Below are 25,490 nucleotides of genomic sequence, written 5' to 3'. Positions count from 1 at the left end.
GATGGCGGCGCTGTGCCCCTTCGCGCGTCGACCGGGCTCGCCCCGGCCGCACGTGCCAACTGATCAGTGCGGGCGACGGCGTTCTTCTGACGATGTGACTGACCAGCGGCAATCGCGAGGCCATCACCAAGGGCCTACTGGTCGACGATGCCTTCTCTCGCATCACCCCCGCGAGCACGCCCTGGTTCTGGGCATGGGCCGGCCGTCGGGTGGGAACGGGCCGACGGGACGAGGTCGGCGGGACCGCCGACTGGCCGCGGGGAGCGCGGTGGCGGTGCCCGCCGTGCGCGTCCGCCTGTGGGAGGCTGGCCGCCGTGCCCCAGCTCGTCGTGATCACCGAGCAGCTCCTGGCCCCGGTGCCGGGCGGGACCGGCCGCTACACCGCGGAACTGGCCGCGGCGCTGGCCGCGACCGCGCCGGCGGGCTGGGAGGTCGGCGGGGTGGTCTCCCGGCACGCCGACCCGTCCGCCGCGGTCATCCCCGGCGTGGCCGGCCCCCGGGTGCTGCCGCTGCCCCGCCGGGCCCTGGTGGCCGCATGGGAGCAGGGCGTGCCGCTGTGGCCGGGTGGGGACGCCGTGCACGCGCCGACGCCGCTCGCGCCGCCCGCCAGCCGGCGGAACCGCCCCCTGGTCGTGACGGTGCACGACACCGTGCCGTGGACCCACCCGGAGACCCTCACCCGCCGGGGCGCCCTGTGGCACCGGAAGGTGATCCGGCGGGCGGCGGACCGGGCGGACGCCCTGGTCGTGCCGACGTCCGCCGTCGCCGCCGAGCTCGGCCGGCACGCCCCGGGCGGGGCCCGGGTGCACGTGGTCGGCGAGGGCGTGCCCGCGGCGCTCGCGACGCCGCCGCCGGCCGGGGTGGCCGACGGTGTCGTGGCCCGGCTCGGGCTGCCCGCGGAGTACGTGCTCGCGGTGGGCACGATCGAGCCGCGCAAGGGCGTCGAGACCCTGGTAGAGGCGATGGGCCGGGCCGACGCGCCGGACCTGCCGCTGGTCCTGGCCGGCGCGCCCGGCTGGGGCGGGGTGGACCCGGTGGCGCTGGCCCGGCGGCACTACCTGCCGGCGGAGCGCCTGGTCGTGCTGGGGCGGGTCAGCGACGAGGAGCTCGCCGTCGTGCTGCACCGGGCCAGGGTGCTGGCCGCGCCGAGCATGGCCGAGGGGTTCGGCCTGCCGGTGCTGGAGGCGATGGCCGCCGGCGTGCCGGTCGTGCACTCCGACGCGCCGGCCCTGGTCGAGGTCGCCGGCGGCGCGGGGGTGGTGGTCAAGCGGGGCGACGCCGCCGGGCTGGCCCGCGCCCTGCGGGCGGTCGCCGACGACCCGGCACGGCGCGCGGAGATGGCCGAGGCCGGACGGCGGCGCGCCGCCGGGTTCGCGTGGACCAGCGCGGCCGAGGCCGTCTGGCGAGTACACCTGGAATTGCACGGAGCCCGGCGCGGGGGGTTGCGCTGAGCGACGACGGCCGGCCGCGCCGGCGCCGGGGGTGCCGCCAAGTGGTGCGCGACTCGACCAAACGGGACCTGGCCGGTCACCGCGAGCCTTAGGCTTCCCTGGTGCCACTCGCCGACCCCAGCGTGCTCGTCGACGCGACCGCCGTCCCTGCCGACCGCGGTGGCGTCGGCCGTTACGTGGACGCGTTGGTGGCCGCGTTGGACTCCGACGGCGCCCGCCTGACGGTCGTCTGCCAGCCCAGGGACGCCGAGTTGTTCACCCGGCTCGCGCCGGGGTCCAGGGTGGTGCCGGCCGCCGAGTCGGTCGCCACCCGCACCGCCCGGCTCACCTGGGAGCAGACCACCCTGCCCAGGCTGGTCCGCCGACTGAACGTGGACGTGCTGCACTCACCGCACTACACCACGCCGTTGGCCAATCCGGTCGCCTCCGTCGTTACGCTGCACGACGCGACCTTCTTCACCGACGCCGGTCTGCACTCCTCGGTCAAGGCCCGGTTCTTCCGGGCGTGGACCAGGGCGTCGCTGCGGCGGGCCGAGCTGAACATCGTGCCCAGCAGGGCCACCGCCGACGAGCTGGTGCGGGTGGCCGGGGCCGACCGCAGGGCGCTCCAGGTCGCGCACCACGGCGTCGACACCGAGCGGTTCCACCCGCCGACGCCCGAGGAGGTCGCCGCCGTCCGGCGCGACCTGGCCCTGGAGGGAACCCCGTACGTGGCGTTCCTGGGCGCGCTGGAGCCGCGCAAGAACGTGCCCGCGTTGATCCGCGGGTTCGCCAGGGCCTGCCAGGGCAGGGCCGACGCGCCCGCGCTCGTGCTCGCCGGCCAGCCCGGCTGGGACGGCCAGGTGGAGCGCGCCCTGGACACCGTGCCGCACCGGGTCCGGGTGATCCGGGCCGGCTACCTGCCGTTCGAGGGGCTCGCCGGGTTCCTGGGCGGGGCGGAGCTGGTCGCCTACCCGAGCCTCGGCGAGGGGTTCGGCCTGCCGGTGCTGGAGGCGATGGCCTGCGGCGCGTGCGTGCTGACCACGCGGCGGCTGAGCCTGCCCGAGGTGGGCGGGGACACGGTGGCCTACTGCGGCGTCGGGGCCGGCGACATCGCCGGCGCGCTCGGCGACCTGCTGGACGACCCCGCGCGCCGGTCGGCGCTCGCCAGCGCCGCGCAGCGGCGGTCCAAGGAGTTCTCCTGGGCGGCGAGCTCGGTCCGGCACCGCGAGGCGTACGGGCGGGCGCACGTGCTGCGCCGCCGCGGTCGGTGACCGTGCCCGGCGGGACGGCGGTGCGGGTGGCCGCCACGCGGCAGCGGCAGAATGTGGCGGCGTGAGCCAGCCCCAGCAGACCACGCCCTACGGCGACGAGCTCGCCGTCGTGACCGTCACCTACTCGCCAGGAGAGGCGCTGGAGCGCTTCCTGGACACCCTCGCCACGGCGACAACGCGCCAGGTCCGGGTGGTGCTCGCCGACAACGGCTCGGTGGACGGCGCGCCCGAGCGCGCCGCGGAGCGGGACGGCGTCGAGCTGTTCCGCACCGGCGCGAACCTGGGGTACGGCACGGCGGCGAACCGGGCGATCGCGCAGCTTCCCCCCGAGGTCGGCTGGGTCGTCGTGGCGAACCCGGACGTCGAGTGGGCGCCCGGCTCGCTGGACGAGCTGCTGGCGGCGGCCGGGCGGTGGCGGCGCGGCGGCGCGTTCGGGCCGCTGGTGCGGGAGCCGGATGGTGCGGTCTACCCGTCGGCGCGGCTGGTTCCCTCGCTGGGCAAGGGTGTCGGCCACGCGGTGCTCGGCAGGGTCTGGCCGGCCAACCCGTGGAGCCGGGCCTACCGCCAGTCCGACACGGCGGTCGTCGAGCGCGCCGCCGGGTGGCTGTCCGGCTCGTGCCTGTTGCTGCGGCGCACGGCCTTCGACTCCGTCGACGGGTTCGACCCGCGCTACTTCATGTACTTCGAGGACGTCGACCTCGGGGACCGGCTCGCCAGGGCCGGGTGGCAGAACGTCTACGTGCCCACGGCCGAGGTGACGCACATCGGCGGCCACTCCACGCGGCACTCGTCGGCCCGGATGCTCGCCGCGCACCACGACAGCGCCTACCAGTTCATCGCCGACCGGCACCGCGGTCCGGTCTGGGCGCCGCTGCGGCTGGCGGTGAAGGCGGGGCTCGCGGTGCGGTCCCGGCTGGAGGCGCGCGCCGGTGAGCGCTGAGGCGCGGTCCGGCTCCCGAGGTGGCCTTCACCACGTTTTCCCTGGTGAGGGCCACCCGAGGTCCCCGGGTCACGTCATCATGCCCGGGGAGCGATGCGAGGGGGGAGTTCAGCGACCGCCCTGCGGCCGACGCTGCGGGGGTGTGTACGGCTTCGGGGCCGCCTGCGAGCCCTGCGGCCCGAACCCGCCGGGTTGGCCGGGTGGGGGCGCGAGGTGGCCGGACTGGCCGGGCGGTGGCGGCAGCGCCGGGTTCTGGCCGCCGGCTCCGGGCGCCGGGGGACGGGCCGGCGACGGTGTCGGCGGGAGGATGAGCGTTGACTCCAGGTCGCCCGCGTTGCGCGGATCGACCGAGTCGACCACGATGCGCGGAATCTGGATGGTGTTCGCCGCGTCCATCGGCGAGGTGGCGGAGTCCGGCGTGACGACGAAGCCACCACGGGCCCTGGCCCTCGCCAGGAGTTCGTCGGCACGCTCGCGAGGGTCCATCGCTGACCTCTCCAGGTGTATTGCGGCGGGTCCGACGCCCGCGTGCTGAGATTGCTCTGCCAGAGTATTCCCCCTAACGGGGTCCCGTAGGAATGAGGAGGAGTCAACGGCATGTCGGCCACCCAGCGTCCGTCGCCGGAACCGCTGCGGGGGGTGGACGCGGTCGTGTTGGTCGGTGGCAAGGGCACCCGGCTGCGCCCGCTCACGCTGTCCGCGCCCAAGCCGATGCTGCCGACCGCGGGCGTGCCCTTCCTCACCCACCTGCTCTCCCGCATCCGCGCCGCCGGCATCACGCACGTGGTGCTCGGCACCTCGTACAAGGCGTCGGTGTTCGAGGAGCACTTCGGTGACGGGGCCGCGTTGGGGTTGGACCTGGAGTACGTGGTCGAGAGCGAGCCGCTGGACACCGCGGGCGCCATCCGCAACGTCGCCGACCGCCTGCGCGCCGACGACGTGATGGTGTTCAACGGCGACATCCTCTCCGGCGTGGACCTGCCCGCCGTGGTCGGCACGCACCGCGAGGTCAACGCGGACGTCACGCTGCACCTGGTGAAGGTGACCGACCCCCGCCGGTTCGGCTGCGTGCCCACGGACGCCGAGGGCAGGGTGACGGCCTTCCTGGAGAAGACCGAGAACCCGCCGACCGACCAGATCAACGCCGGCTGCTACGTGTTCCGCCGCGAGGTGATCGAAGAGATCCCCGCCGGGCGCCCGGTGTCGGTGGAGCGGGAGACCTTCCCCGGCCTGCTGGCCGCCGGCGCGCGCCTGCAGGGGCACGTGGACGCCTCCTACTGGCTGGACCTCGGAACGCCGGCCGCGTTCGTGCAGGGCAGCGCGGACCTGGTGCGCGGCATTGCGCCCTCGGCCGCGCTCCCCGGCGAGCCGGGCGGCGCGATCGTGCTGGACGGCGCTCTGGTGCGGGATGACGCCGCGCTGGTCGGCGGCTCCACCGTCGGCGCGGGCTGCATGGTCGGCTCCGGCGCCCGGATCGACGGCTCGGTCCTGTTCGACGGCGCGGTCGTGGGCGCCGGCGCGGTCGTGGAGCGCTGTGTCGTCGGCGCCAACGCGCGGATCGGCGATGGCGCGGTCCTGCGGGACGTCGTGATCGGCGACGACGCGGTCATCGGCGCGCGCTGCGAGCTGCTCGACGGCGCCCGCGTCTGGCCGGGCGTCTCCCTGCCCGACGGCGCCGTGCGCTTCTCCACCGACGCCTGACCCGCCGGGTCCGCCCGCACCGGCTCGGGGACCGCGACGGGCACGTTGATCGAGCTCAGCGCGGTGGAGCGCGGTGCGGGGGCGGTGCGCGGCGGTCCTAGACTTCGCGGGTGGTCAGCGTTGTCGGGGTCGTGGGCGAGCGGCCGGCGAGCCGGTTGTGGCGGCCGGAGTTCCCGCTGGACCTGATGGCGGTGTTGGGCCCGTTGCGGAAGGGCTCGGGCGACCCCGCGTTCCGGGTGGACGGCGGCGGAGGCGTGTGGCGGGCGATGACGACGCCCGCCGGGCCGGCGACCCTCCTGGTGCGGCGCGCGGCTGACGCGGTCGACGCCACGGCGTGGGGGCCGGGCGCGGCGTGGGCACTCGACGGGGTTCCCGCGTTGCTCGGCGCGCACGACGACGACAGCGGTTTCGAGGCGCACCACCCGCTGGTGGCCGAGACGCGCCGGCGGAATCCGGGGCTGCGGCTCGGAGCGACCGGTCGGGTGTGGGACGTGCTCGTGGCCGCCGTGCTGGAGCAGAAGGTCACCCTGCGGGAGGCGTGGCGGTCGTGGCGGGAGCTGTGCCGCTGGTTCGGGACTCCCGCGCCCGGGCCGGCGCCGGAGGGCACCCGCGTCCCGCCGACGGCACAGGCGTTGCGGGCCGTCACGGACTGGGAGTGGCACCGCGCGGGGGTCGACGGGGCGCGCCGCCGCACGCTGATCGCCGTCGCGGGCGTGGCGAACCGGCTCGAACGCGCGGTGCTGCTGCGGGGTGAGGAGGGGCGGCGGCTCCTGCGGCTCGTGCCGGGCGTCGGGGTGTGGACCGCGGCGGAGGTCGCCCAGCGGGCCTGGGGCGACGCGGATGCGGTGAGCGTCGGCGACTACCACGTCCCGAGCGTGGTGGGGCACGCGTTGCTCGGGCGGCCCCTCGACGACGACGGGATGTTGGCGGTGCTCGCGCCCTACGCGCCGCAGCGGCAGCGCGCCGTCCGCTACGTCGAGGCGTCCGGGGTCCGCCGCGAGCGCCGCGGACCCCGGTTCGGCGCCCGCGACTACCGCGCGATCTGAGCCAGCGCGAGCCGGACGAGCTCCGGCACGGTGTCCACATTGGACGGAAGCTGGTCGACGGGCCACCACTGGAGGTCGAGCGACTCGTCGCTGCGCACCGCCGCCGCGCCGAACGGCGCCCGCACCAGGAACCGCACGTCCAGGTGCCGGGTGGGCACGCCGAGCGAGCAGGTGATCGGGTGCACGTCGAGCTGGAGCGGCGTCGGGTCGATCTCCAGCCCGGCGATGCCGGACTCCTCGGTGGCCTCGCGCAGCGCGGCGCCGACCAGCGAGTCGTCCTCCGGCTCGCAGTGCCCGCCGAGCTGGAGCCACCGCCCCACCCGGGGGTGCAGGGTCAGCAGCACGTTCTCGGCGTCGGCGTCCACCACGAGCGCCGATGCGGTCAGGTGCCCGGGCGCGCAGGACCGCAGGCAGCCGTCCTCCCGCGCGGCGAGGAAGGCGAGGAACCCGTGCCGGAGCGCTTCCTGGCCGCTGTCGCCCGTCCGCCACCCGGTGAGGGTGCGCACCGCGTCGGCGTGCAGCGCGTTCGTCACAGTTCCACCAGTCCTTCGGTCAGCTCCCGCGGCGGGCGCGGCTCCAGCGGGTTGTCGGCCGGGTGGCCCACCGCGACCGAGCCCAGCGGCTCCCACGTCGGGGGCAGGTCGAGCACCGACCGCACCACGTCCGCGCAGAAGAGGGTCGAGGAGACCCAGCAGGAGGCCAGCTGCTCGGCCGCGAGCGCGACCAGCAGGCCCTGCACGGCGGCGCCGCCCGCGATGGTGAACATCGTCCGCTCGGCGGCGGCCCGCCGCGGGTCGGGGTAGTCGTGCGCCCCCTCGCGGACGAGGAAGGGCAGCACCAGCTCGGGCGCGGCGAACAGCAGGTCGCCCCGCCGCACGCGCCGCTCGACCCGCTCCGGGGGCAGCCCGTCGCGCTCCAGGTCGGACCGCCACGCCGCGCGCATCGCCTCCAGCAGCTTCGTCCTCAGTGGACGGTCGCGGAGCCAGACGAACCGCACCGGCCGGGTGTGGTGCGGCGCGGGAGCGGTGAGCGCCGCGCCGACCGCGCGCCGCAGCGCGTCCTCGTCGACGGGCTCGTCGGCGAAGGAGCGCACGGAACGGCGCACCAGCACCGCCTCGCGGCGGCCCTGGGCGATCGCCTCCCGCGTGCCGAGGCGGAACATGTCCTCCTCGACCGGCCGCAGCAGGTCGCGCACCGTGGAGCCGTCGTCCACATAGGACAGACCGCGCAGCACGGCGACCGGGACCCCGCCCAGCTTGCCCTTGACCAGGTCGGCGGCGGCGGCCACCTCGTCGGCCACCGCGACGCTGGTCACCGCCAGCTCGTTGCCCTGCGCGTCGACCCGGCCGGCGTAGCGGTGCAGCACGGACAGCCCCGACGAGCCGATCGCCATGTCGGTCTGGCCCACCCGCCACACGCGGCCCATCGTGTCGGTGACGACGACGGCGACCTCGACGCCGAGCCGCTCCCGCAGCCCGGCCCGCAACCGGGCGGCCGAGCCGTCCGGGTCCTCGGGCAGCAGGGCGAGCTCGTTGCCGAAGACGTTGGACGAGTCGATCCCGGAGGCGGCCTGCACGATGCCCAGCCGGTTCTCCGTGATGAGGGTGCGCCGGAAGCGGGCGATCACCCGCACCGCCTCCTGCTCGACCAGCCGCCGGCGCAGCGCGTCGCGCTCCTCGGGGTCGTCGGGAGACGGGACCAGCCGTCCCTCCACCTTGGACAGGACCTTGCTGGTGACGACGAGGACGTCGCCGTCGGCCAGCCAGGGCGCGGCCTCGGCGATCGCCGCCGTGAGGTCGTCGCCCGGCCGGAACTCGGGCAGGCCGAGGACCGGCAGCAGCTCGATCCGGTCGGCCGCGTGGTCGCCGGGCACCCGCTCAGTCATGCCACACCCCCGCCAGCCGCAACGCGTCCCGCGCCATCTCGGCGGTCGCGTCCACATCGGACATCAGCAGGGGAACCGCGCGCACGGTCACCCCCGGCACCTCGGCCCGGTCGCCCTCGTGCACCAGCCAGCCGTCCAGAATCCCGCCCTGGCCCCTGGCTCCGTAGTGCCGGCCCACGGCCTCGGCCGTCGTGGCCACGCCGATCGCGTCCAGGCAGGCGTCGGCCATTCCCCGCAGCGGCCGGTCGCCCACGATCGGCGACAGCCCGACGATCTTCGCCGGGCCCTCCAGCAGCGCCCGGCGGATTCCCGGCACGGCCAGGACGGTGCCGACGCTCACCACGGGGTTGGACGGCGCGAGCAGCACCGCGTCCGCCGACGCGATGGCCTCCACCACGCCGGGCGCCGGCTCGGCCTCGTCCGTGCCCACGGGCACGAACGCGTGCGCGCGCAGCCCGGCGCGGTGGCGCACCCACCACTCCTGGAAGTGGATCGCCCGCTGCTCCCCGCTGTCCGGGTCGTCGACCACGACGTGCGTCTCCGCGCGCTCGTCGGTCATCGGCAGCAGCCGCACCCCGGGCTTCCACCGGTCGCACAACGCCTCGGTCACCGCCGAGAGCGGGTAGCCGGCCCGCAGCATCCGGGAGCGGACCAGGTGGGTGGCGATGTCCCGGTCGCCGAGCCCGAACCAGGTCGGGTCGGCGCCGTAGGCGGCCAGCTCCTCCTTGACCGTCCAGGACTCGCCCGCCCGGCCCCAGCCCCGCTCGGTGTCGATGCCACCGCCGAGGGTGTACATGCAGGTGTCCAGGTCGGGGCAGATCCGCAACCCGTGCATCCACACGTCGTCGCCGGTGTTGACCACCGCCACGACCTCGTGCGCCGGACCGTCCCCGGGCCCGCCCGCCGTTTCCGCTGTTCCCACAGCGGGCATGCCCAACGCGGCCTTCACGCCCATGAGGAAACGCGCGCCGCCCACGCCCCCAACCAGCACAACCACCTTCACGGCGCGATCCTCGCACGCGGCGGAGCGGCCCGATCCGGGACCGGACGGGTCACCGCCGCCAGAACATGAACTCGCGCATGCCGTTCGCCGCGCCGCGGAAGTCGCCGCCCACGGTGTCGAACACGGTGAACACCAGATCCCAGAAGAGGGCGTTGAGCTCGGGGACGGCGAACAGCGCCGCGAACAGCGCCAGCGGCGCCCACGGGCGGACCTTCGCCGCGAACTCGCGCGCCCCGTAGGAGAGGTAGGGCTCCAGGACGCCGAAACCGTCCAGTCCGGGCACCGGGAGGATGTTCAGGACGAACGCCGCGATCTGCAGCAGCGCCAGGTAGGACAGCCCCCACCACAACCCGGTCGGCAGGTCCACCGCGGCGACCACCGCGGTGAGCAGCCCGCCCACGACGAGGTTCGCCAGCGGTCCGGCCAGCGACACCAGGGACTCCACGCCCCGCGAGCGCAGCGCGTGGTGGTTGATCCAGACGGCGCCGCCGGGCAGCGGAACGCCGCCGACCACCAGGAGCAGCAACGGGATCAGCAGGCTCAGGACGGGATCGGTGTAGTGGCGGGGGTCGAGGGTGAGGTAGCCCTTCGCGCGCACGGCGTGGTCGCCGCCGCGGTAGGCGACGAACGCGTGCCCGAACTCATGCAGGCACAGCGAGACCGCCCACCCGCCGAGGACCAGGACGACGATGCCGGCGGTCCGCGCGGTCGGGGTGGCGAGAGTGGACAGGACACCCCCCGCCGCGGTGGCGGCGAGGATGCCGAGGAACAGGGGGCTCGGTCGGACGTGAGAACGCGTCACTGGTCCAGTCTGCCCAGCTAGCGGAGCTCCACCTACTCCGTTCGGAGTCTTCCCCGGACGGGTGTTCCCCGCTTGCGTCGTTGCTGTGACACAGGTGTAATCACATCGGTGTCATTCGCTGTAGGGACGGCGAGTCCGCCAACCGGGGAGTGCGGAAGGCGAGGAGGCGGACGACATGCAGCAGTGGATCCTAGGGAGCCTGGTGACGGAGCGGGGGGGCGCCGAACCGGCCAGCGTGGACGTGCTGGCTGAACTGTTCGGCGCGGCAGAGGAACAGGACTGGCAGGAACGCGCTCTGTGCGCGCAGACCGACCCGGAGGCGTTCTTCCCGGAGAAGGGCGGATCGACCAGGGAGGCGAAGCGGATCTGCGCGGGGTGCGAGGTCCGTGCCGAGTGCCTGGAGTACGCACTGGCGCACGACGAGCGCTTTGGGATCTGGGGCGGTCTGTCCGAGCGGGAGCGGCGGAAGCTCAAGCGACGCGCGGTGTGAGTGAGCGGGGCCACGTCCCGGCTTCCTCCCGAAGTCGTACCGTGGGCAGCCACACGGGGTAGGGGAGACCCCCGAGCTGGCTGACCGAGGCGACGGGGAGAGGTTGGTGTCGAGACGAACCCCGCCCCTGCTGCGGACCGCGCCGGTGTTGGCGGTGTTGGTGTGCCACGACGGGGAACCGTGGCTGCCCACCGCCTTGTTGGCGTTGCGGCGCCTGACAGTTCGCCCCCGCCACCTGCTGGTGGTGGACACGGGTTCCCGGGACGGCGGACCGCGTCTGCTCGCCGAGGCGGCCGAGGGCGGGCCCGGCGACCGTCTGGTCGACGGTGTGCTGACCCTGGCGCGGGACACCGGTTTCGGCGCCGCCGTGCGGCACGCGGTGGATCACGCGGTCGAGCGGTGGGGTGACCCCGGCCGGTGGATCTGGTTGCTGCACGACGACTGCGCTCCGGAACCGGACGCGTTGGTCGCCCTGCTCGCCGCCGCCGACGCCGCGCCGTCGGCGGCCGTGCTCGGCCCGCTCGGGCTCGACTGGGCCGATCCGCGGCTGGTGGTCGAGGCCGGGCTGTCCGCCGACGCGGCGGGCCACCGGCAGACCGGGATCGGCCCGGCGGAGCCGGACTGGGCCCGGCTGTGGGCGGGAGCCGACGGGGGAGACGTCGGATTTCCCGTCCTGGGCGGGCATTTCGAGCAGAGCACGGAGGTGCTCGCCGTCGGGTCGGCCGGGATGCTGGTCCGCCGCGACGTCTGGACCGACCTGGGCGGCTTCGACCCGGCTCTGCCGATGTTGTGGGACGACGTCGACTTCGGGTGGCGGGCCAACTCGGCGGGGCACGTGGTGCTGTGCGTCCCGGCCGCGCGGATTCGCCACGCCCGCGCGGGTTTCCGGGGTGAACGCGCGCTCGACGCACTGCCGTCACGGCTTCGCCCCGCACGCGGGGGCCGCCCCTGGAGCGCGGATCGCGCTCACGGGATCCGAACGTTCCTCACGCGTTGTTCCCTCATGTCATTCCTGGTCGGCGTTCCCCGGCTGACCGTCTTCACCTTGTTGCGGGCACTGGGTTTCGCCGTGACGCGGCGGTTCGGCCGCGCGCGGGCGGAACTGGTCGCGGTCGCGCACCTCCTCGGCGGGGCCGCGAACCTGCGGACCGCACGCCGAAGTCGGGGGCCCTCGCGGGGCTCCGACCAGGGGGATGTGCGCGGCCTGCTGACGGGACGGATCACCCGGCTCCGCAACGCCTTCCACCGCGCGGTGACCCACATGGTCCGACGGCGCGTGCAGGCGGACGTCGCGCTCGGGCGGTTACCGGCGGAGGCGGGACGGCTCGCCGTGTGGACACCGCCGGAGCTCCTGCGGCAGCGCACACCGGTGGGACCGGAGGCGTTGCCGGCCGGCGCGCTGGGCAGGACCCGACGGCCGGTCGCCGGAGGGATGCGCCGCCCCGCGAGGACCGTGGTGGTCCCGGTCGGGAACGCGCGGGACGACGGGGATTCCGGTGCGGCGCAACGACCTTCACCCGTGCCACGGGACGGCCGTCCCCCGTCGCCCTCCCCCGAACTCGTGGTGGTCGACGTTCGGGCCGGCCGACTGGCGCGGGAGTTCCTGCTCGCCCCGCCCGTGCTCCTGGTCGTGGCGCTCGCGGTGCTCGCGTTCGCCACGCACGCCGGGCGCCTCGGCCTGGACCCCGCGGGCGGACGACTCCTGCCGCTCGCGGACCTCGCCGGGACCTGGCGTGCCTACCTGGCCCCGTGGCACCCCGTCGCGGGCGGCACCGCCGCGCCCGCGCCACCAGCGCTCGCTTTCGTCGGCCTGCTCGGGGTGTTCGGCGGGCCGCCCGCCGCGATCGCCGTCCTCCTCCTGTGCGAGATGCCGCTGGCCGGGCTCGCCGCCTACGTCGCGTCGCGCCGGGCTCGGGTCCGGCGACCCGTCCGCGCCGCGCTCGCGGCGGTGTACGCGCTGGCGCCGGCGGCGACGGTGGGCGTCATCGAGGGACGGCTCGACGCGGTGGTCGTGCACCTGTTGCTCCCACCGGTGTTGGCCGGCGTGGTCTCGAGCGTGCGCCCCCCGCGCCGCGCGGAGGGTTCGGCGGCCTGGCTGCCCGTGGCGGCCGGGACCGCGTTGGCGCTCGGCGCGATCGGGGCGTTCTCGCCGCTGACCCACCTCCTCGTGTTGGTGGTGGCGTTGGTGGGGTTCGTCGCGCTGCCAGGACGACGGGGCGACGGCCGGCGCCGCTGTGCGGCCCTGTTCGCCGTGGTGCTCGCGCCGGTGGCGTTGTTGTTGCCCTGGCCGGCGCAGGTGGTGCGGTACCCCGCGGTGGTGCTGCACGGCGTGGGCGCGGTCGTCCCGGAGGAGCCGGCTCCCGTGACGGCGCTGGTCGCGCTCCACCCCGGTGGTGCTGGTGGCGCTTCCTGGGCGGGCGCGCTCGTCCTCCTCGGAGCGCTGGCGCTGGTGGCGGCCCGTCCCTGCCGGGCGGCGCTTCCGGGGCTCGCCGTCGCGGGTCTGGCGACCCTGGCGCTCGTGGTCGTGCGGACGGTGTCCGCCGTCCCGGTGGCGGGAGGTCCCGCCCAGCCGGGATGGGCGGGTGTTCCCCTGTTGGTGCTCGGTTGTGGCTTGCTGTGGGCCGCGCTCGCGGTCTGCCAGGAGGGTGTGACACCGACCGCGAAATGGGTGCCCGCGCTCTCGCCGAAGACCGCGGTGGTCGTCGGGGGCGCGGTGCTGCTGGCGTTGGCCGCCGGCGTCCTGCTCGCCGGACGGGGCGGTCCGCTCCGGATGGATGGACGTCCCGCCCTGGCGGGCCCGGTCGCGCAAGAGGTCACCCGAAGCGGGTGTGGAGTACTGACGGTCGGTGACGAGCGGACCGGGCTCAGCGCGGGCCGCCTCCCCGCCTTCGGGGACGACGACCTCGCCCCGCTCCCTGCCGTCCCCGGGCGGCTGGAGCGCTGGGCGGACCACCTGCTCCACGGCGACGAGGACGAGGTGCGCGCCGGCGTCGCCGAGCTGGCCGCGGCCGGGGTGCGGTTCGTGGTCCTGCCCGAGCGGGAGCCGGCGGACCGGGTGCGGGCCCTCGCCGGGGAGCGGGTGACCGACGCGCCGCCGACCACGGACGGGCGGCCGGTGCTCCGGCTGCTGCTGCCCAACGCCCCGGCGGCGGTGCTCTCACCCGAGCAGGCGATCCGGGCTCGCACGGGTGGGTTGCCGCCCGCGGAGCCGGACGACCCGGGCGTCGCGCCCGTCGCCGCGGTTCCGCCCGCCCTCGGCGTGCGGGTGTCGGAGGGCGCGGACGGCCGGCTGCTGGTCCTCGCGGCGGAGCGGGAGCCGGGGTGGCGGGCGACGGTCGACGGTGTCCCGGTCCCGCTGGCGACCGCGTGGGGGCACCAGGTGGCGGTGCCGGTGCCCGCCCGGTCGGCCGAGGTCCGGTTGTCCCCTCCGGGCGGGGCCCGCCCGTTCCTGCTGCTCGCCCAGCTCGCGGTCGCCCTGTTCGGCGTGGTCACGGCCATCCCGACGCGTCGGGGCCGGGACGACGCCGCCGGGCGGTCGGCGGCCTACTCGCCCTCGACGACGTCGGGGTCCAGCCCGAGGTAGGTGGCGACCTGCTCGACGAGCACGTCGTGCACGAGGTCGGCCAGGTCGTTGCCGTCCCTGGCGCGCGCCTCCAGCGGCCGGCGGTAGAGCACGATGCGCGCCCGGGTGGGCAGCCCGCGCCCGTCCACGCCGGCCGGCACCAGCCGGGCCAGGGGCACGTTGCCGTCCTCGACGACGTCGCTGCCCCACATGAGGTCCTCCGGAGAGGTGACGTTCACCTCGGGGACGTCGTCCACCGCCACGTCGAGCTGGGTCAGCTCGGTGTGCCAGCGCTGCTCGATGGGCTCCAGCGCCTCCAGCACGAGCTGGTCGAACCGCTCGGCCCTGGTCCTGGCCGCCGGCAGGGACGCGGGGTAGAGCGGGCCGCGCAGCCCCCGGCCGCGCCGGTCCCGGCGCCGCCGGCCGCCGCCCGGCCGCGGTCGCCCCGCCGCGCCCGGGTGCGGGTGTCGCGCGGGGCCCGGGTACGGGTGTCCCGCGGAGCCGGCCGAACCGCGTGCCATCACCACGGCGGAGAGGGTACGCCGTGCGTGTCACCCGCGTGCCTGCCACGCTCGGGGACCCGGTGGCGCTATCGTCGCCACCGTGCGGAGCGTGAGGCGGTGCTCGCGGACCGGGTGCACGAACCCGGCCGTTGCGACGCTCACCTACGCCTACGCCGACTCCACAGCCGTGGTCGGTCCACTCGCCACGTACGCGGAGCCGCACAGTTACGACCTGTGCGAGCAGCACGCGATGCGGTTGACCGTCCCCCGCGGTTGGGAGGTGGTGCGGCATGAGGGTGAGTTCGCCGTCCCGCAGCCCTCGGTGGACGACCTGACCGCGCTGGCCGAGGCGGTGCGGGAGGCCGGTCGGGCGGACCGGCCGGTGGAGACGCCGGAGCCGACCAGCGGCACCGGTCGACGGGGTCATCTCCGGGTGCTGCCCAACCCGGCCGATGATTGAGGCGGCAACCTCGTCCGCGGTGTCGTACGAGGTGACGAGCCCACCGGTGGCGCAGCGCGCGATCAGCTCCCGTCGGTAGGCTGCCGCTGGCAGCACGAGCGAGGAGCAACGGGAGAAGGCGTGCGCGACCTGTCCGGCATCGTCAAGGCCTACGACGTCAGGGGCGTTGTGGGGGACCAGCTCGACGCGGACGTGGTGCGGGACATCGGCGCCGCGTTCGCCCGACTCGTCGGCGGCCCCGCGGTGGTCGTCGGCCACGACATGCGCGACTCCTCGCCCGGCTTGGCGGCCGCGTTCGCCGAGGGCGTCACCGCGCAGGGCGTCGACGTGGTCAGCATCGGCCTGGCCAGCACCGACATGCTCTACTTCGCCTCGGGCCGGCTGGAGCTGCCCGGCGCGATGTTCACCGCCAGCCACAACCCCGCCCAGTACAACGGCATCAAGCTGTGCCGCTCGGGCGCGGCTCCGGTGGGTCAGGACAGCGGCCTCGCCGAGATCCGGCAGATGGTCGAGCAGGGCGTGCCGGAGTTCCTCGGCCAGCGCGGCTCGGTCTCCGAGCGCGACATGCTCGTCGAGTACGCCGCGCACCTGCGCACGCTGGTGGACCTGTCCGGGATCCGACCGCTGAAGGTCGTGGTCGACGCCGGCAACGGCATGGGCGGCCACACGGTGCCCGAGGTCTTCGCCGGCCTGCCGGTGGACGTCGTGCCGATGTACTTCGAGCTCGACGGCACGTTCCCCAACCACGAGGCCAACCCGCTGGACCCGAAGAACCTGGTCGACCTGCAGGCGAAGGTGCGCGAGACGGGCGCGGACGCCGGCCTGGCCTTCGACGGCGACGCCGACCGCTGCTTCGTGGTGGACGAGAACGGCGACCCGGTCTCGCCCAGCGCCGTCACCGCGCTGGTCGCCGTGCGCGAGCTGGCCAAGGACCCCGGCGGCACGGTGATCCACAACCTGATCACCTCCAGGGCGGTCCCAGAGATCGTCGCGGAGCACGGCGGCAAGCCCGTGCGCACCCGCGTCGGCCACTCCTTCATCAAGGAGAAGATGGCCGAGACCGGCGCGATCTTCGGTGGCGAGCACTCCGCCCACTACTACTTCCGCGACTTCTGGCGCGCCGACACCGGCATGCTGGCCGCGCTGCACGTGCTGGCCGCGCTGGGCGAGCAGGAGCGCCCGCTGTCCGAGCTGACCAGCGTCTTCGACCGCTATGCCAGCTCCGGCGAGGTCAACTCGACGGTGGACGACCAGGCCGCGAGGATGGCGGCGGTCCGGGCCGCCCACGAGGGCAGGGACGGCGTGACCGTGGACGACCTGGACGGCCTGACCGTGGAGTTCGCGGACGGCTCCTGGTTCAACCTGCGCCCGTCCAACACCGAGCCGCTGCTGCGGTTGAACGTCGAGGCCAGGGACGCCGAGGCGGTCGCGGCGCTGCGCGACGCGGTGCTGGCGATCGTCCGTGGCTGACCTGCGGGAGGGAGAGACCGTGGCCGTGCGACTGGCCCCCCAGCTGCTGGAGATCCTGGCCTGCCCGTGCCCGGAGCACGCCCCGCTGCGGGTGGGGACCCCGGAGGACGCGCAGGCGGACTACCTGACCTGCACCGCCTGCGGGCGTCGCTTCCCCGTCAGGGACGGCATCCCGGTGCTGCTGCTCGACGAGGCCGAGCGACCGCCGGCGGGCGCGCCGGACGGGACGGGCGACGGAGACCCGGCGGTGGGGTGAGGTAGCCGTGCTGGACGACAGCCTGCTCGACGACCCCGACCGACTGGCCGCGGCGGACACCGGCGGGCTGCTCAGGGCGGCCGCCAGCGCGGGCGCCCAGGTCCGGTCCACCGTGGAGAGCGCGGCCGAGGCCGGCCTGGACGCGTTCGGCGGTGAGCGGCCGAGGGCCCTCGTGCTGTTGACCAGACCCGGCGCGGGCACGACCGCCGCGCGCCTGCTGGCCGCGATGCTCGGGCCGTCCTGCCCGGTGCCGGTGGTGCTGTCCGACGCGGCGCCGAGCTGGGTCGGCGCGTTGGACGCGGTCGTGGCGCACACCGACGACCCCGGCGACGCGGTGTTGGCCGAGTCGGTCGACCTGGCCGCGCGGCGGGGCTGCCGGGTGCTGCTCACCGCGCCGGGAGAGGGACCGGTGGCGGCGGCCGCCGCTGGTCAGGCGGTGTTGCTGGCCCCCAGGGTGTCCTCCCCGCCGGGACTGACGTTCAGCAGGGCCTTCGCGGGCGGGCTGCTGGCGGTCACCGCCCTCGGGCTGCTGCGGACCGACCTGGCGGCGCTGGCCGACGAGCTGGACCGCGAGGCGGAGCGCAACTACGTGGCGCACGAGTCGTTGGTCAACCCGGCGAAGGCGCTGGCGTTCCGGCTGGCCGAGCGGACCCCGCTGCTGTGGGGGCTGGACCCGGTCGCGACGGCGGTGGCCGGCCACGCGGCGGACGCCCTGGCCGGGTTCGCCGGCGTGGTGGCGGACGCCGTGGGCTACCCCCGGGCGATGTCCCGGCCGGTGCTGCACCGCTCCGCGGTGCGGTCCGGCTCGGGCGAGGACCTGTTCGCCGACCCGGAGGAGACCCCGGCCGGGCGGCCCAGGGTGCTGTTGCTCGCCGTGCGCCGGGGCGCGGCCGCCGAGGCCGCCAGGGCCGCCGCCGCCGACACCCTGCCGGGGGCGGACGTCGTCGCCGTGCCGGAGGAGGTGACCGGGGACGAGGCGTTGTGCGCCGCGGTGCTGGCCTCGCGGTTCGACACCGCCGCGCTCTACCTGGGACTCGCGACGGGCGCGCTGGGCGGCCCCGGTGTCCTCAGCGCCGTTGTGGACTGAAACGTGTGGGGCCCGCCCCACACCCGGCCGGGGTGCCCCCCGGTCCTCCTTGGCAGGGGGGTCGGTGGGTACCGCTGGGTGGGTTTCGTGGGGTTTCTCCGCGCGGAACGGGGCGGTTCCGCGGAATCCGCTCCACGTTCGGCTGGGGTGGCCTCAGGACCTCCTCGGTCGGGGCCGGGTGGGTGCCCGCGGTGGATTCGGGGGACCGCCCGGCGCCGGTTCGAGGCGGTTGTGCGGCTGCGCCCCACGTCCAGCCGGATGGCCCTCCGGAGTCCCGTGGCGAGGGCCGGGTGGGTGCGGTTCGGTGGGTGCGCGGGCGTTCGTTCGGTGCTGGACCGGGGGGCTTGTGCGGGACCTGTCCCGTGCTCGGCCGGCATTCTGGACGCGCGGGGCCGGGTGGGTGCCGCAGGACGGCTTTGTGGAGGACGTCCCATGACTGGTCGGGAGGGCTTCGGGCCCGCGGACGGGGAGTGGTCGGTGTCCCGGGGCGCGTGGCGCTGCGGCGGCCCGGCGAGCCGGCGGAGATGTCGCCCGGAGGATCCCGGGTCGCGCGGCCGGCGGTCGGCGCCGCGAGGGCGTGCCCGTGAACCACAGGAGCGTTGACGGCCGGCGACGACCGGCTCAGCACGGCCCCGCCGCCCGGAGGCACCGGGTGGCCGGAGGGCAGGTAGCGACCTCGACGCCCGGCAGGGCGTGGCGGCCGCCGGACTAAGGAGCGAGACGACAATCGTGGATCTGCTGCGCAACGCGGTGCGCCCCTACGCGTGGGGGTCGCGTACCGCGATCGCCGACCTGCTCGGGCGCCCGGTGCCGGCGCCGCATCCCGAGGCGGAGCTGTGGCTGGGCGCGCACCCGGCCGACCCGTCCCTGCTGGTCGGCGCGGACGGTTCGGAGGTCTCGCTGCTGGACCGGCTGACCGAGGACCCGGAGGGCCAGCTCGGCTCGGACTGCGCGGACCGCTGGGGCAACCGGTTGCCGTTCCTGATGAAGGTGCTGGCCGCCGAGGAGCCGTTGAGCCTGCAGGCCCACCCGTCGGCCGCCCAGGCCGCGGAGGGGTTCGCCAGGGAGGAGGCGGCCGGCATCCCGCTGGACGCGCCGAACCGCAACTACAAGGACCCCAACCACAAGCCCGAGCTGATCTGCGCGCTCACCGAGTTCCACGCGCTGGCCGGGTTCCGGGACGCCCACCGCACGCTGGAGTTGTTGAAGTCGCTGGAGGTGCCGGCGCTGCGCGCGCACATCGAGCTGCTCGCGGCCCAGCCGGACGCCGACGGGCTGCGCGCCCTGTTCACGACCTGGATCACCCTGCCGCAGCCGGCGCTGGACAAGCTGGTGCCGCAGGTGCTGGACGGCTGCGTGGCGCACCTGAAGGAGCACGGCCCGTTCGACCGCGAGTGCCGCAGCGCGTTGGAGCTGGCCGAGGCGTACCCGGGCGACGCCGGGGTGCTCGCCGCGCTGTTGCTGAACCGGATCGTGCTCCACCCGGGCGAGGCGATCTACCTGCCGGCCGGGAACCTGCACGCCTACCTGCACGGCACCGGCGTGGAAATCATGGCGAACTCCGACAACGTGCTCAGGGGCGGGCTGACGCCGAAGCACGTCGACGTGCCGGAGTTGTTGCGGGTGCTGGACTTCCGCTGCGGGGACGTGCCGGTGCTGCGGGGCGACGTCGTGGGACACCAGACCGCGTACCGGACTCCGGCTCCGGAGTTCCATCTGTCCACTTTGGACTGGTCGGTGGGCGGCTCCGCCGAGGGCGACGACGCCGAGGGCGAGTGGATCGACTCGGCCGGGCCGCAGATCCTGCTGTGCGCCCACGGCCGAGCCCGGCTGACGACGGCCGACGGCCGGGAGATCGAGGTGGTCAGGGGCCAGTCGGTGTGGGTGGCGGCCGGGGACCCTCCGGTGCTCGTCCAGCCGGTCGACCTCGCCGCGAGCGGCCGGGTCCAGCTCTTCCGCGCCACGGCGGGGGTGTCCTGACGACCGTCCCGCCGCCGGTCCTGTGAGCTGTGTCCACAGTGCTCATCCGGCCGATCGACCGGAGAAACGGCTGGTCCTGTTCTAGGGTCACTCCGACAATCCGGGCACGGCGGCCGCGAGGCCCCGAGACACACTGAGGAGTAGTCGTGGCTGCAGGAGGCGGTGCGCGGGCGATCGTCGCCGCGTTGCTGGCCAACGCGGGCATCGCGGTCGCCAAGTTCGTCGGCTTCGCGGTCACCGGGTCGTCGTCGATGCTGGCCGAGGCCGTGCACTCGGTGGCGGACACCTCGAACCAGGGACTGTTGCTGCTGGGGCGGAAGAAGTCGCGGCGCGCGGCGACGGCGGCGCACCCGTTCGGCTACGGCAGGGAGCGGTTCTTCTACTCCTTCGTCGTCGCCCTGCTGTTGTTCACCCTGGGCTCGGTGTTCGCCGTCTACGAGGGCATCCACAAGATCGAGCACCCGGAGCCGCTGCACAACCCGGTGGTCGCCGTGGTGATCCTGGTGGTCGCCATCGCGTTGGAGGCGTGGAGCTTCCGGACGGCGATCGTCGAGTCCCGCGAGCTCAAGGGTGGGGCGAGCTGGGTCCAGTTCATCCGGCAGGCCAAGACGCCCGAACTGCCGGTCGTGCTGCTGGAGGACGCGGGCGCGTTGTTCGGCCTGGTGCTCGCGCTCGGTGGCGTCGGCCTGACGCTGGCCACCGGCGACCCGGTCTGGGACGGGATCGGCACGCTGTGCATCGGCGTCCTGCTGGGCCTGATCGCGATCACGCTGATCGTGGAGACCAAGAGCCTGCTGATCGGCGAGGGCGTCACGCCGGACGTGCTCTCCGTCATCTCCGACGCCCTGGAGGCGGGCCGGGTGGACCGGGTGATCCACATCCGGACGCAGTACCTCGGGCCGGAGGAGCTGCTGGTCGCGGCGAAGGTGGCCATGGTGCCGGGGCTGTCCGTGGAGGACGTGGCCCAGGCGATCGACGACGCGGAGACCCGGGTGCGCGCCCGGGTTCCGGAGGCGCGGCTCATCTACCTGGAACCCGACCTGTACCGCGATCGGCTCACGACGAACGGCTGAGCCGACCGGGTGAGGTGTCCGTTTATCGGACACCTCACCCGATTTGCGCCGGCGGAGTGTCCGTTAATCGGACGGTTCCCAGGGACTGGGTGCGAAACATCACTACAGGCCGGCTAGGGTGTTCCCTCGTTCGTACGTGATCCGGACCACGACAGGAGGGCACTCGTGCCGGGCACAGGACTTTGGCGCACCAAGTCCGTCGAGCAGTCCATCGCGGACACCGACGAACCCGACACGCGACTTCGGAAGGACCTCACGGCGTGGGACCTCACGGTCTTCGGGGTCGCGGTCGTGGTCGGAGCGGGCATCTTCACGGTGGCGGCGAGCACGGCGGGTGACGTCGCCGGTCCCGCCGTCTCGCTGTCGTTCGTCTTCGCCGCCATCGCGTGCGGGCTCGCCGCGTTGTGCTACGCGGAGTTCGCCTCGACGGTTCCGGCGGCGGGCAGCGCCTACACCTTCTCCTACGCGACCTTCGGCGAGTTCGTCGCCTGGATCCTCGGCTGGGACCTGGTGCTGGAGTTCGCGTTGGCCGCCGCCGTGGTCGCGAAGGGCTGGTCGGGGTACCTGGACCAGACGACGACGTTGTTCGGCGTGCGGGTGCCGACCGTGGTGCACATCGGCGGGATCGATTTCGACTGGGGCGCGGTGCTGCTCGTCGGCGTGCTCTGCCTGCTGCTCGCGATCGGCACCAAGCTGTCCTCGCGGGTCAGCCAGGTGATCACGGCGATCAAGGTCGCGGTGGTGCTGTTCGTCATCGTGCTCGGCATCGGCTACGTCAACACCGACAACTACAAGCCGTTCGTGCCGCCGGCCGCCGAGGCCAGCGCCGGCCACACCGGGCTCGACCAGTCCCTCGTCTCCCTGATCCTGGGCGGGGAGACCAGCCACTTCGGCGTCTACGGCCTGCTGGCCGGCGCGTCCATCGTGTTCTTCGCCTTCATCGGCTTCGACATCGTGGCGACCACCGCCGAGGAGACCCGCAACCCGCAGCGCGCCATCCCGCGCGGCATCATCGGCTCCCTGTCGATCGTGACCGTGCTCTACGTCGCGGTGTCCTTCGTGCTGACCGGGATGCAGTCCTACAAGGACCTGGCCACGAAGACGTTGCCGGACGGGACGAAGCAGAAGGCCAACCTGGCCACCGCGTTCGCCGCGCACGGCGTGGACTGGGCCGCGAAGATCATCGCGGTCGGCGCGCTCGCCGGCCTGACCACGGTGGTCATGGTGCTGCTGCTGGGCCAGACCCGGGTGCTGTTCGCCATGTCCCGCGACGGCCTCGTGCCGCGCGGTCTCGCGCGCACCGGCCAGCACGGCACCCCGGTGCGGGCCACGGTCCTGGTGGCCGCCGTGGTGGCCGTCGCCGCGGGCTTCTTCCCGGCCACGAAGCTGGAGGAGATGGTCAACGTCGGCACGTTGTTCGCCTTCGTGCTGGTCTCCGCCGGCGTGCTGGTGCTGCGCAGGACCCGCCCCGACCTGCCGCGCGCGTTCCGCACCCCGTGGGTGCCGGTGGTGCCGATCCTGGCGATCCTCACCTGCGTGTGGCTGATGCTGAACCTCACGGTGATGACCTGGGTCCGGTTCGGACTGTGGATGGTCGCCGGCGTGGTCGTCTACTTCGCCTACGGGCGAACGCATTCGGTGCTGGCGCGCCGGCAGCGGGAGGGCACGGAGATCGCCGGCGGCTGACCCCGGCCCACGGATCACGCTGACGCTGATCACGCCGGAAGCGGGTCCTGTCCGATGTGGACGGGACCCGCTTCGGCGTTCTCGGTGGCGCGGTCCGAGTCGGGGGACCGGAACGGCGTCGGGTCAGCCTTCGAGGAGCGGCTGGCCCACGTAGCCGTCGCCGGCCGGTGGAATGGCGAACAACGCGCTCGCCTCGTGCACGATGAAGCGGTTGAGCGCGTCGCCGCCGGTGGCCATGCTGCGCATCACCGGCACGAACCCGCGCCGCGGGTCCGCCTGGAAGGCGAGGAACAGCAGCCCGGCGTCGCGTGTCCCGTCAGGACGGGCGCCGTCGTCGTAGTTGAACGGGCGGCGGAACATCCGCGCGCCGCCGTTGGTGCTCGGGTTGGACACGCGGACGTGGGCGTCCCGGGGGATGTGCGGCTGGCCGTCCGGCCGCTTGGCGACCAGGTCGATCTGGTCGGTCAGCGACTGGCGGCCCAGTGGCGCGCCGGAGCCGGTGTGCCGGCCGATCACCTCGTCGCGGCGGTCCACCGGCAGCGCGTACCACTCGTCGAGCAGCATCCTGATCCGCCGCACCACCAGGTAGGTCCCGTTCACCATCCACTGTGGACGTTCCCACTCCGGCACCCACACCGTGGTGTCGAACAGACCGCTGCCCGGCTGCGGGTTGTTGATCCCGTCGACCTGGCCCATCAGGTTGCGAGCCGGGGGATTGGGCTGCGGCGCGGCGTTCAGCGCGCGGAAACCGTTCTGGGACCAGCGCGGGCGCAGCACGCCGGCGGCCTGCCTGCGCACCAGGTCGGCGACGCCGCTGGCCACCAGCTCGTCCTCGGCGCACACCTGCACGAGCACGTCGCCGCCGCAGCGCGCGGGGTCGAGCTGGTCGCCGGGGAACACCGGCAGGTCGGCGAGCGCCTCCGGGCGCTGGGCGTCCAGGCCGAGCCTGGTCAGCAGGCTCGGGCCGAACCCGATGGTGAGGGTGGCGTTCTCGGTCGGCAGCCCGGCCATCGGCAGCGCCTCGGCCTCGCGGGCGAGTTCGCCGGCGCGGAGCCGTTCGGCGAGCCGGCGCCACCCGGTGAGCACGGTGGCGAGGGCGCGGCGGTCGCGGCGGTCGGCGACGGCCGGGTCGAGATCGAAGGCGAGCATCCGGAGCTGGGCCGGAAGGGGGGTGGCGACCCCCGGCTGGCGGCGGGGGTCGGCGGCGGCCGGCGCGGGCGCGGACGAGGGCTGGGCCGCCGCTGGCGCCGCCTCCGGCGCGAGGCGCGAGGCGGTGATCCCCGCCCCGGCGGAGCCGCCCAGCGCCACGCCGGTCACGCCGGCGGCGCCGAGCAGGCCGAACAGCCGGCGGCGGCCCACCACGGGCGGGCTCTGCCGAGTCGCCGGCTGCTCGGCCGCGGCCGAGGGCTCGTCAGTGCCCGCCATGCCCGCTGCCACCCGCCGAAGGCGTCGCCGCCCCGCCGGACGGCGTCTGCTGGGAACCCCGCGGCGCCTGCTCCGGCGAGAGCACCGGGAGCCGCAGCGGAACCTTCTTCCCGCTGGCGAAGGCCAGCTCGACCGGGACCTGCTCACCGGCGACGAGGTCCTTCTTCATGCCAACCAGCATGAGGTGCAGCCCACCGGAGCGCAGTTCGATCTCCTGTCCCGGCGGCAGCGGGATCTCGTTGACCTGCACCATCTTCTCGGCGCCGTTGCCGGTGGGCTGCATGGTGTGCAGCTCGGCCTTGGTGGCGACGTCGGTGGTCACGCCGACCAGGGCGTCGGCCGCGGGGCCGGCGTTGCGCAGCTTGAGGTAGCCGGCCGTGACGTCCTTCTTCGGCGGCAGCTTCACCCACCCGCCGCTGATCTGGAGGGTGTCCGCGGTGGCGCTGGCCAGCGCGGGCGCGGGCGCCGTCCCGCTCGGGTCGGCGACCGACCTCGTGGCCCTGGGCGGGGTGACCGTGGTGGTCAGCGTGCTGGCTTCCTCGCTGTTGCTGCACGCGGTGAGCAACGCGCCGGCCGCCACGGCCGCCGCGGCCACCAGCGGGGCCAGCCGGGTTCTGGCGTGCGCCATGGGTGGGTTCTCCTTCCGGTCAACGGTTGAGAAGCGTGCGCAGGTCGCTCAGCATGTCGGCCGAGCTGGTGCCGCTGCGGTAGTAGCCGGCGCCCTTCCCGTCCGGCGTGAAGAGCAGGACCTGCGCGCCGTGCGTGACCTCGTAGTCGCCGCCGGCGTCGGTCTTCGGCGGCTCGATGCCGATGTTCACGGAGTGCGCGGCGGCGACGATGTCGTCGATCTTCCCGGTCAGGCCGACGAAGTCCGGGCCGAACTGGCGCAGCCAGGTCCCGAACGCCTCCGGGGTGTCCCTGGCCGGGTCGGAGGTGACCATCACGACCTGGACCCGCTTCCGCTGCCCCTCGTCGAGCCCGCGCATCGCCTGCGAGATGTCGCCCATCGTGGTCGGGCAGACGTCGGGGCAGTTGGCGTAGCCGAAGTACAGCAGGGTGACCCGGTCGCGCAGGCGCTGGCCGAAGTCGAACGGCCGGCCCTGGAGGTCGACGAGGTTCTGCTTGGGCGCGTCCAGCGGCGAGGGGAAGGCGGCCGCCTTGAGCGGGGGCGTGCTCGTCGTCGTGGCGCCGGTCGGAGCGGGGCCCGCGTCACCGCAGGACGCCAGCAACAGCCCGGCGAGCAGGGCCGACACCACGCAGCGCAGTGCTCGCACGTTCCTCCTCCAGGATGCGCGGCGTCTCCCGCCGCGTCGTCGCGGCCGCCGGTCGGCAACCTCTCGGCAGCCTACTCATCCGACCGGTGGTTATCCGGGGTGAGGGGGCCACCCGCGACCCAGCTCACACGGGCCCGGCAAGA

At 74.8% G+C, this 25,490-nt stretch carries 23 protein-coding genes; 14 read left to right on the top strand and 9 right to left on the bottom strand.

Annotation, left to right across the window (positions count from 1 at the left end):
* The first annotated feature begins 314 nt into the window (after positions 1-314).
* The 3 genes from BUE43_RS25300 (at position 315) to BUE43_RS25290 (ending at position 3,644) form a co-directional block, all read left to right on the top strand.
* The gene (locus BUE43_RS25300) at positions 315-1,451 is read left to right on the top strand and encodes a glycosyltransferase family 4 protein (protein ID WP_073488096.1); all 1,137 of its coding nucleotides are present in this window, start codon (positions 315-317) and stop codon (positions 1,449-1,451) included.
* Between the two features lie 122 nt (positions 1,452-1,573).
* Positions 1,574-2,704: a glycosyltransferase family 4 protein gene (locus BUE43_RS25295; protein WP_073488094.1), complete on the top strand. Its 1,131-nt coding sequence runs from the start codon at positions 1,574-1,576 to the stop codon at positions 2,702-2,704.
* 61 nt (positions 2,705-2,765) lie between these two features.
* Positions 2,766-3,644, top strand: coding sequence for a glycosyltransferase family 2 protein (locus tag BUE43_RS25290; RefSeq protein ID WP_073487765.1), 879 nt, complete (start codon positions 2,766-2,768; stop codon positions 3,642-3,644).
* A gap of 108 nt (positions 3,645-3,752) precedes the next feature.
* Here the strand turns inward: BUE43_RS25290 and BUE43_RS25285 are convergent, their stop codons facing one another.
* On the bottom strand, positions 3,753-4,130 hold the full coding sequence (locus BUE43_RS25285) for a hypothetical protein (RefSeq protein WP_073487763.1): 378 nt from the start codon (positions 4,128-4,130) through the stop codon (positions 3,753-3,755).
* 111 nt (positions 4,131-4,241) lie between these two features.
* On the opposite strand from BUE43_RS25285, the gene manB reads away from it, so the two are divergent.
* Together manB and BUE43_RS25275 are read left to right on the top strand one after the other, a co-directional pair.
* The gene (manB, locus tag BUE43_RS25280; RefSeq protein WP_073487761.1) at positions 4,242-5,345 is read left to right on the top strand and encodes a mannose-1-phosphate guanylyltransferase; all 1,104 of its coding nucleotides are present in this window, start codon (positions 4,242-4,244) and stop codon (positions 5,343-5,345) included.
* Between the two features lie 185 nt (positions 5,346-5,530).
* The gene (locus tag BUE43_RS25275) at positions 5,531-6,391 is read left to right on the top strand and encodes a DNA-3-methyladenine glycosylase family protein (protein WP_073488092.1); all 861 of its coding nucleotides are present in this window, start codon (positions 5,531-5,533) and stop codon (positions 6,389-6,391) included.
* Here the strand turns inward: BUE43_RS25275 and BUE43_RS25270 are convergent.
* The 4 genes from BUE43_RS25270 to BUE43_RS25255 are packed head-to-tail and all read right to left on the bottom strand — an operon-like array spanning position 6,376 to position 10,081.
* Positions 6,376-6,924, bottom strand: a complete 549-nt coding sequence (locus tag BUE43_RS25270; protein ID WP_073487759.1) for an NUDIX hydrolase — start codon at positions 6,922-6,924, stop codon at positions 6,376-6,378. The genes BUE43_RS25275 and BUE43_RS25270 overlap by 16 nt on opposite strands.
* A complete protein-coding gene (locus tag BUE43_RS25265; protein ID WP_073487757.1) occupies positions 6,921-8,276 on the bottom strand; it encodes a coenzyme F420-0:L-glutamate ligase in 1,356 nt (451 codons plus the stop codon). Before BUE43_RS25265 ends, BUE43_RS25270 begins: the two co-directional genes overlap by 4 nt.
* A complete protein-coding gene (gene cofD, locus BUE43_RS25260; protein WP_073487755.1) occupies positions 8,269-9,279 on the bottom strand; it encodes a 2-phospho-L-lactate transferase in 1,011 nt (336 codons plus the stop codon). The genes BUE43_RS25265 and cofD overlap by 8 nt, the downstream gene beginning before the upstream one ends.
* Before the next feature lie 49 nt (positions 9,280-9,328).
* The gene (locus BUE43_RS25255) at positions 9,329-10,081 is read right to left on the bottom strand and encodes a site-2 protease family protein (protein WP_073487753.1); all 753 of its coding nucleotides are present in this window, start codon (positions 10,079-10,081) and stop codon (positions 9,329-9,331) included.
* A 175-nt stretch (positions 10,082-10,256) separates the two neighbouring features.
* Between BUE43_RS25255 and BUE43_RS25250 the strand changes: the two genes are divergently transcribed.
* Complete coding sequence (locus BUE43_RS25250) at positions 10,257-10,571, top strand: WhiB family transcriptional regulator (protein ID WP_073487751.1); 315 nt, start codon at positions 10,257-10,259, stop codon at positions 10,569-10,571.
* A 106-nt stretch (positions 10,572-10,677) separates the two neighbouring features.
* Positions 10,678-14,154, top strand: a complete 3,477-nt coding sequence (locus BUE43_RS25245; protein WP_234995910.1) for a glycosyltransferase — start codon at positions 10,678-10,680, stop codon at positions 14,152-14,154.
* Here the strand turns inward: BUE43_RS25245 and BUE43_RS25240 are convergent.
* Positions 14,115-14,654, bottom strand: a complete 540-nt coding sequence (locus BUE43_RS25240; protein WP_083960160.1) for a metallopeptidase family protein — start codon at positions 14,652-14,654, stop codon at positions 14,115-14,117. The genes BUE43_RS25245 and BUE43_RS25240 overlap by 40 nt on opposite strands.
* A gap of 91 nt (positions 14,655-14,745) precedes the next feature.
* Between BUE43_RS25240 and BUE43_RS25235 the strand changes: the two genes are divergently transcribed.
* The 7 genes from BUE43_RS25235 (at position 14,746) to BUE43_RS25205 (ending at position 22,648) form a co-directional block, all read left to right on the top strand.
* The gene (locus tag BUE43_RS25235) at positions 14,746-15,096 is read left to right on the top strand and encodes a DUF3499 domain-containing protein (protein ID WP_073487747.1); all 351 of its coding nucleotides are present in this window, start codon (positions 14,746-14,748) and stop codon (positions 15,094-15,096) included.
* A 120-nt stretch (positions 15,097-15,216) separates the two neighbouring features.
* The gene (locus tag BUE43_RS25230) at positions 15,217-16,566 is read left to right on the top strand and encodes a phosphomannomutase/phosphoglucomutase (RefSeq protein WP_073487745.1); all 1,350 of its coding nucleotides are present in this window, start codon (positions 15,217-15,219) and stop codon (positions 16,564-16,566) included.
* A 19-nt stretch (positions 16,567-16,585) separates the two neighbouring features.
* Complete coding sequence (locus BUE43_RS25225; RefSeq protein ID WP_073488088.1) at positions 16,586-16,822, top strand: Trm112 family protein; 237 nt, start codon at positions 16,586-16,588, stop codon at positions 16,820-16,822.
* Positions 16,823-16,829: 7 nt separating this feature from the next.
* Positions 16,830-17,909, top strand: coding sequence for an SIS domain-containing protein (locus tag BUE43_RS25220; protein WP_073487742.1), 1,080 nt, complete (start codon positions 16,830-16,832; stop codon positions 17,907-17,909).
* A 729-nt stretch (positions 17,910-18,638) separates the two neighbouring features.
* Positions 18,639-19,889, top strand: a complete 1,251-nt coding sequence (gene manA / locus BUE43_RS25215) for a mannose-6-phosphate isomerase, class I (protein WP_073487740.1) — start codon at positions 18,639-18,641, stop codon at positions 19,887-19,889.
* A gap of 146 nt (positions 19,890-20,035) precedes the next feature.
* The gene (locus BUE43_RS25210; RefSeq protein WP_073487738.1) at positions 20,036-20,962 is read left to right on the top strand and encodes a cation diffusion facilitator family transporter; all 927 of its coding nucleotides are present in this window, start codon (positions 20,036-20,038) and stop codon (positions 20,960-20,962) included.
* Between the two features lie 165 nt (positions 20,963-21,127).
* Entirely contained in the window at positions 21,128-22,648 is a 1,521-nt protein-coding gene (locus BUE43_RS25205; RefSeq protein WP_073487736.1) for an amino acid permease, read from the top strand.
* Between the two features lie 123 nt (positions 22,649-22,771).
* On the opposite strand, the gene BUE43_RS25200 is transcribed toward BUE43_RS25205, so the two are convergent.
* From BUE43_RS25200 to BUE43_RS25190, 3 genes are read right to left on the bottom strand one after another with little or no spacing between them, the layout of a single operon-like run.
* Positions 22,772-24,073 (bottom strand): Dyp-type peroxidase, encoded by a 1,302-nt coding sequence (locus BUE43_RS25200; RefSeq protein ID WP_083960132.1) that lies wholly within the window; start codon positions 24,071-24,073, stop codon positions 22,772-22,774.
* Entirely contained in the window at positions 24,060-24,701 is a 642-nt protein-coding gene (locus BUE43_RS25195) for a copper chaperone PCu(A)C (RefSeq protein ID WP_073487734.1), read from the bottom strand. Before BUE43_RS25195 ends, BUE43_RS25200 begins: the two co-directional genes overlap by 14 nt.
* A gap of 19 nt (positions 24,702-24,720) precedes the next feature.
* Positions 24,721-25,347: an SCO family protein gene (locus tag BUE43_RS25190; protein ID WP_073487732.1), complete on the bottom strand. Its 627-nt coding sequence runs from the start codon at positions 25,345-25,347 to the stop codon at positions 24,721-24,723.
* Positions 25,348-25,490 lie beyond the last annotated feature (143 nt).

Source organism: Streptoalloteichus hindustanus, assembly GCF_900129375.1.
Lineage (GTDB): Bacteria > Actinomycetota > Actinomycetes > Mycobacteriales > Pseudonocardiaceae > Streptoalloteichus > Streptoalloteichus hindustanus.
The sequence above is the reverse complement of the archived record's forward strand: the minus strand, read 5'-3'. Positions and strand labels throughout refer to the sequence as shown.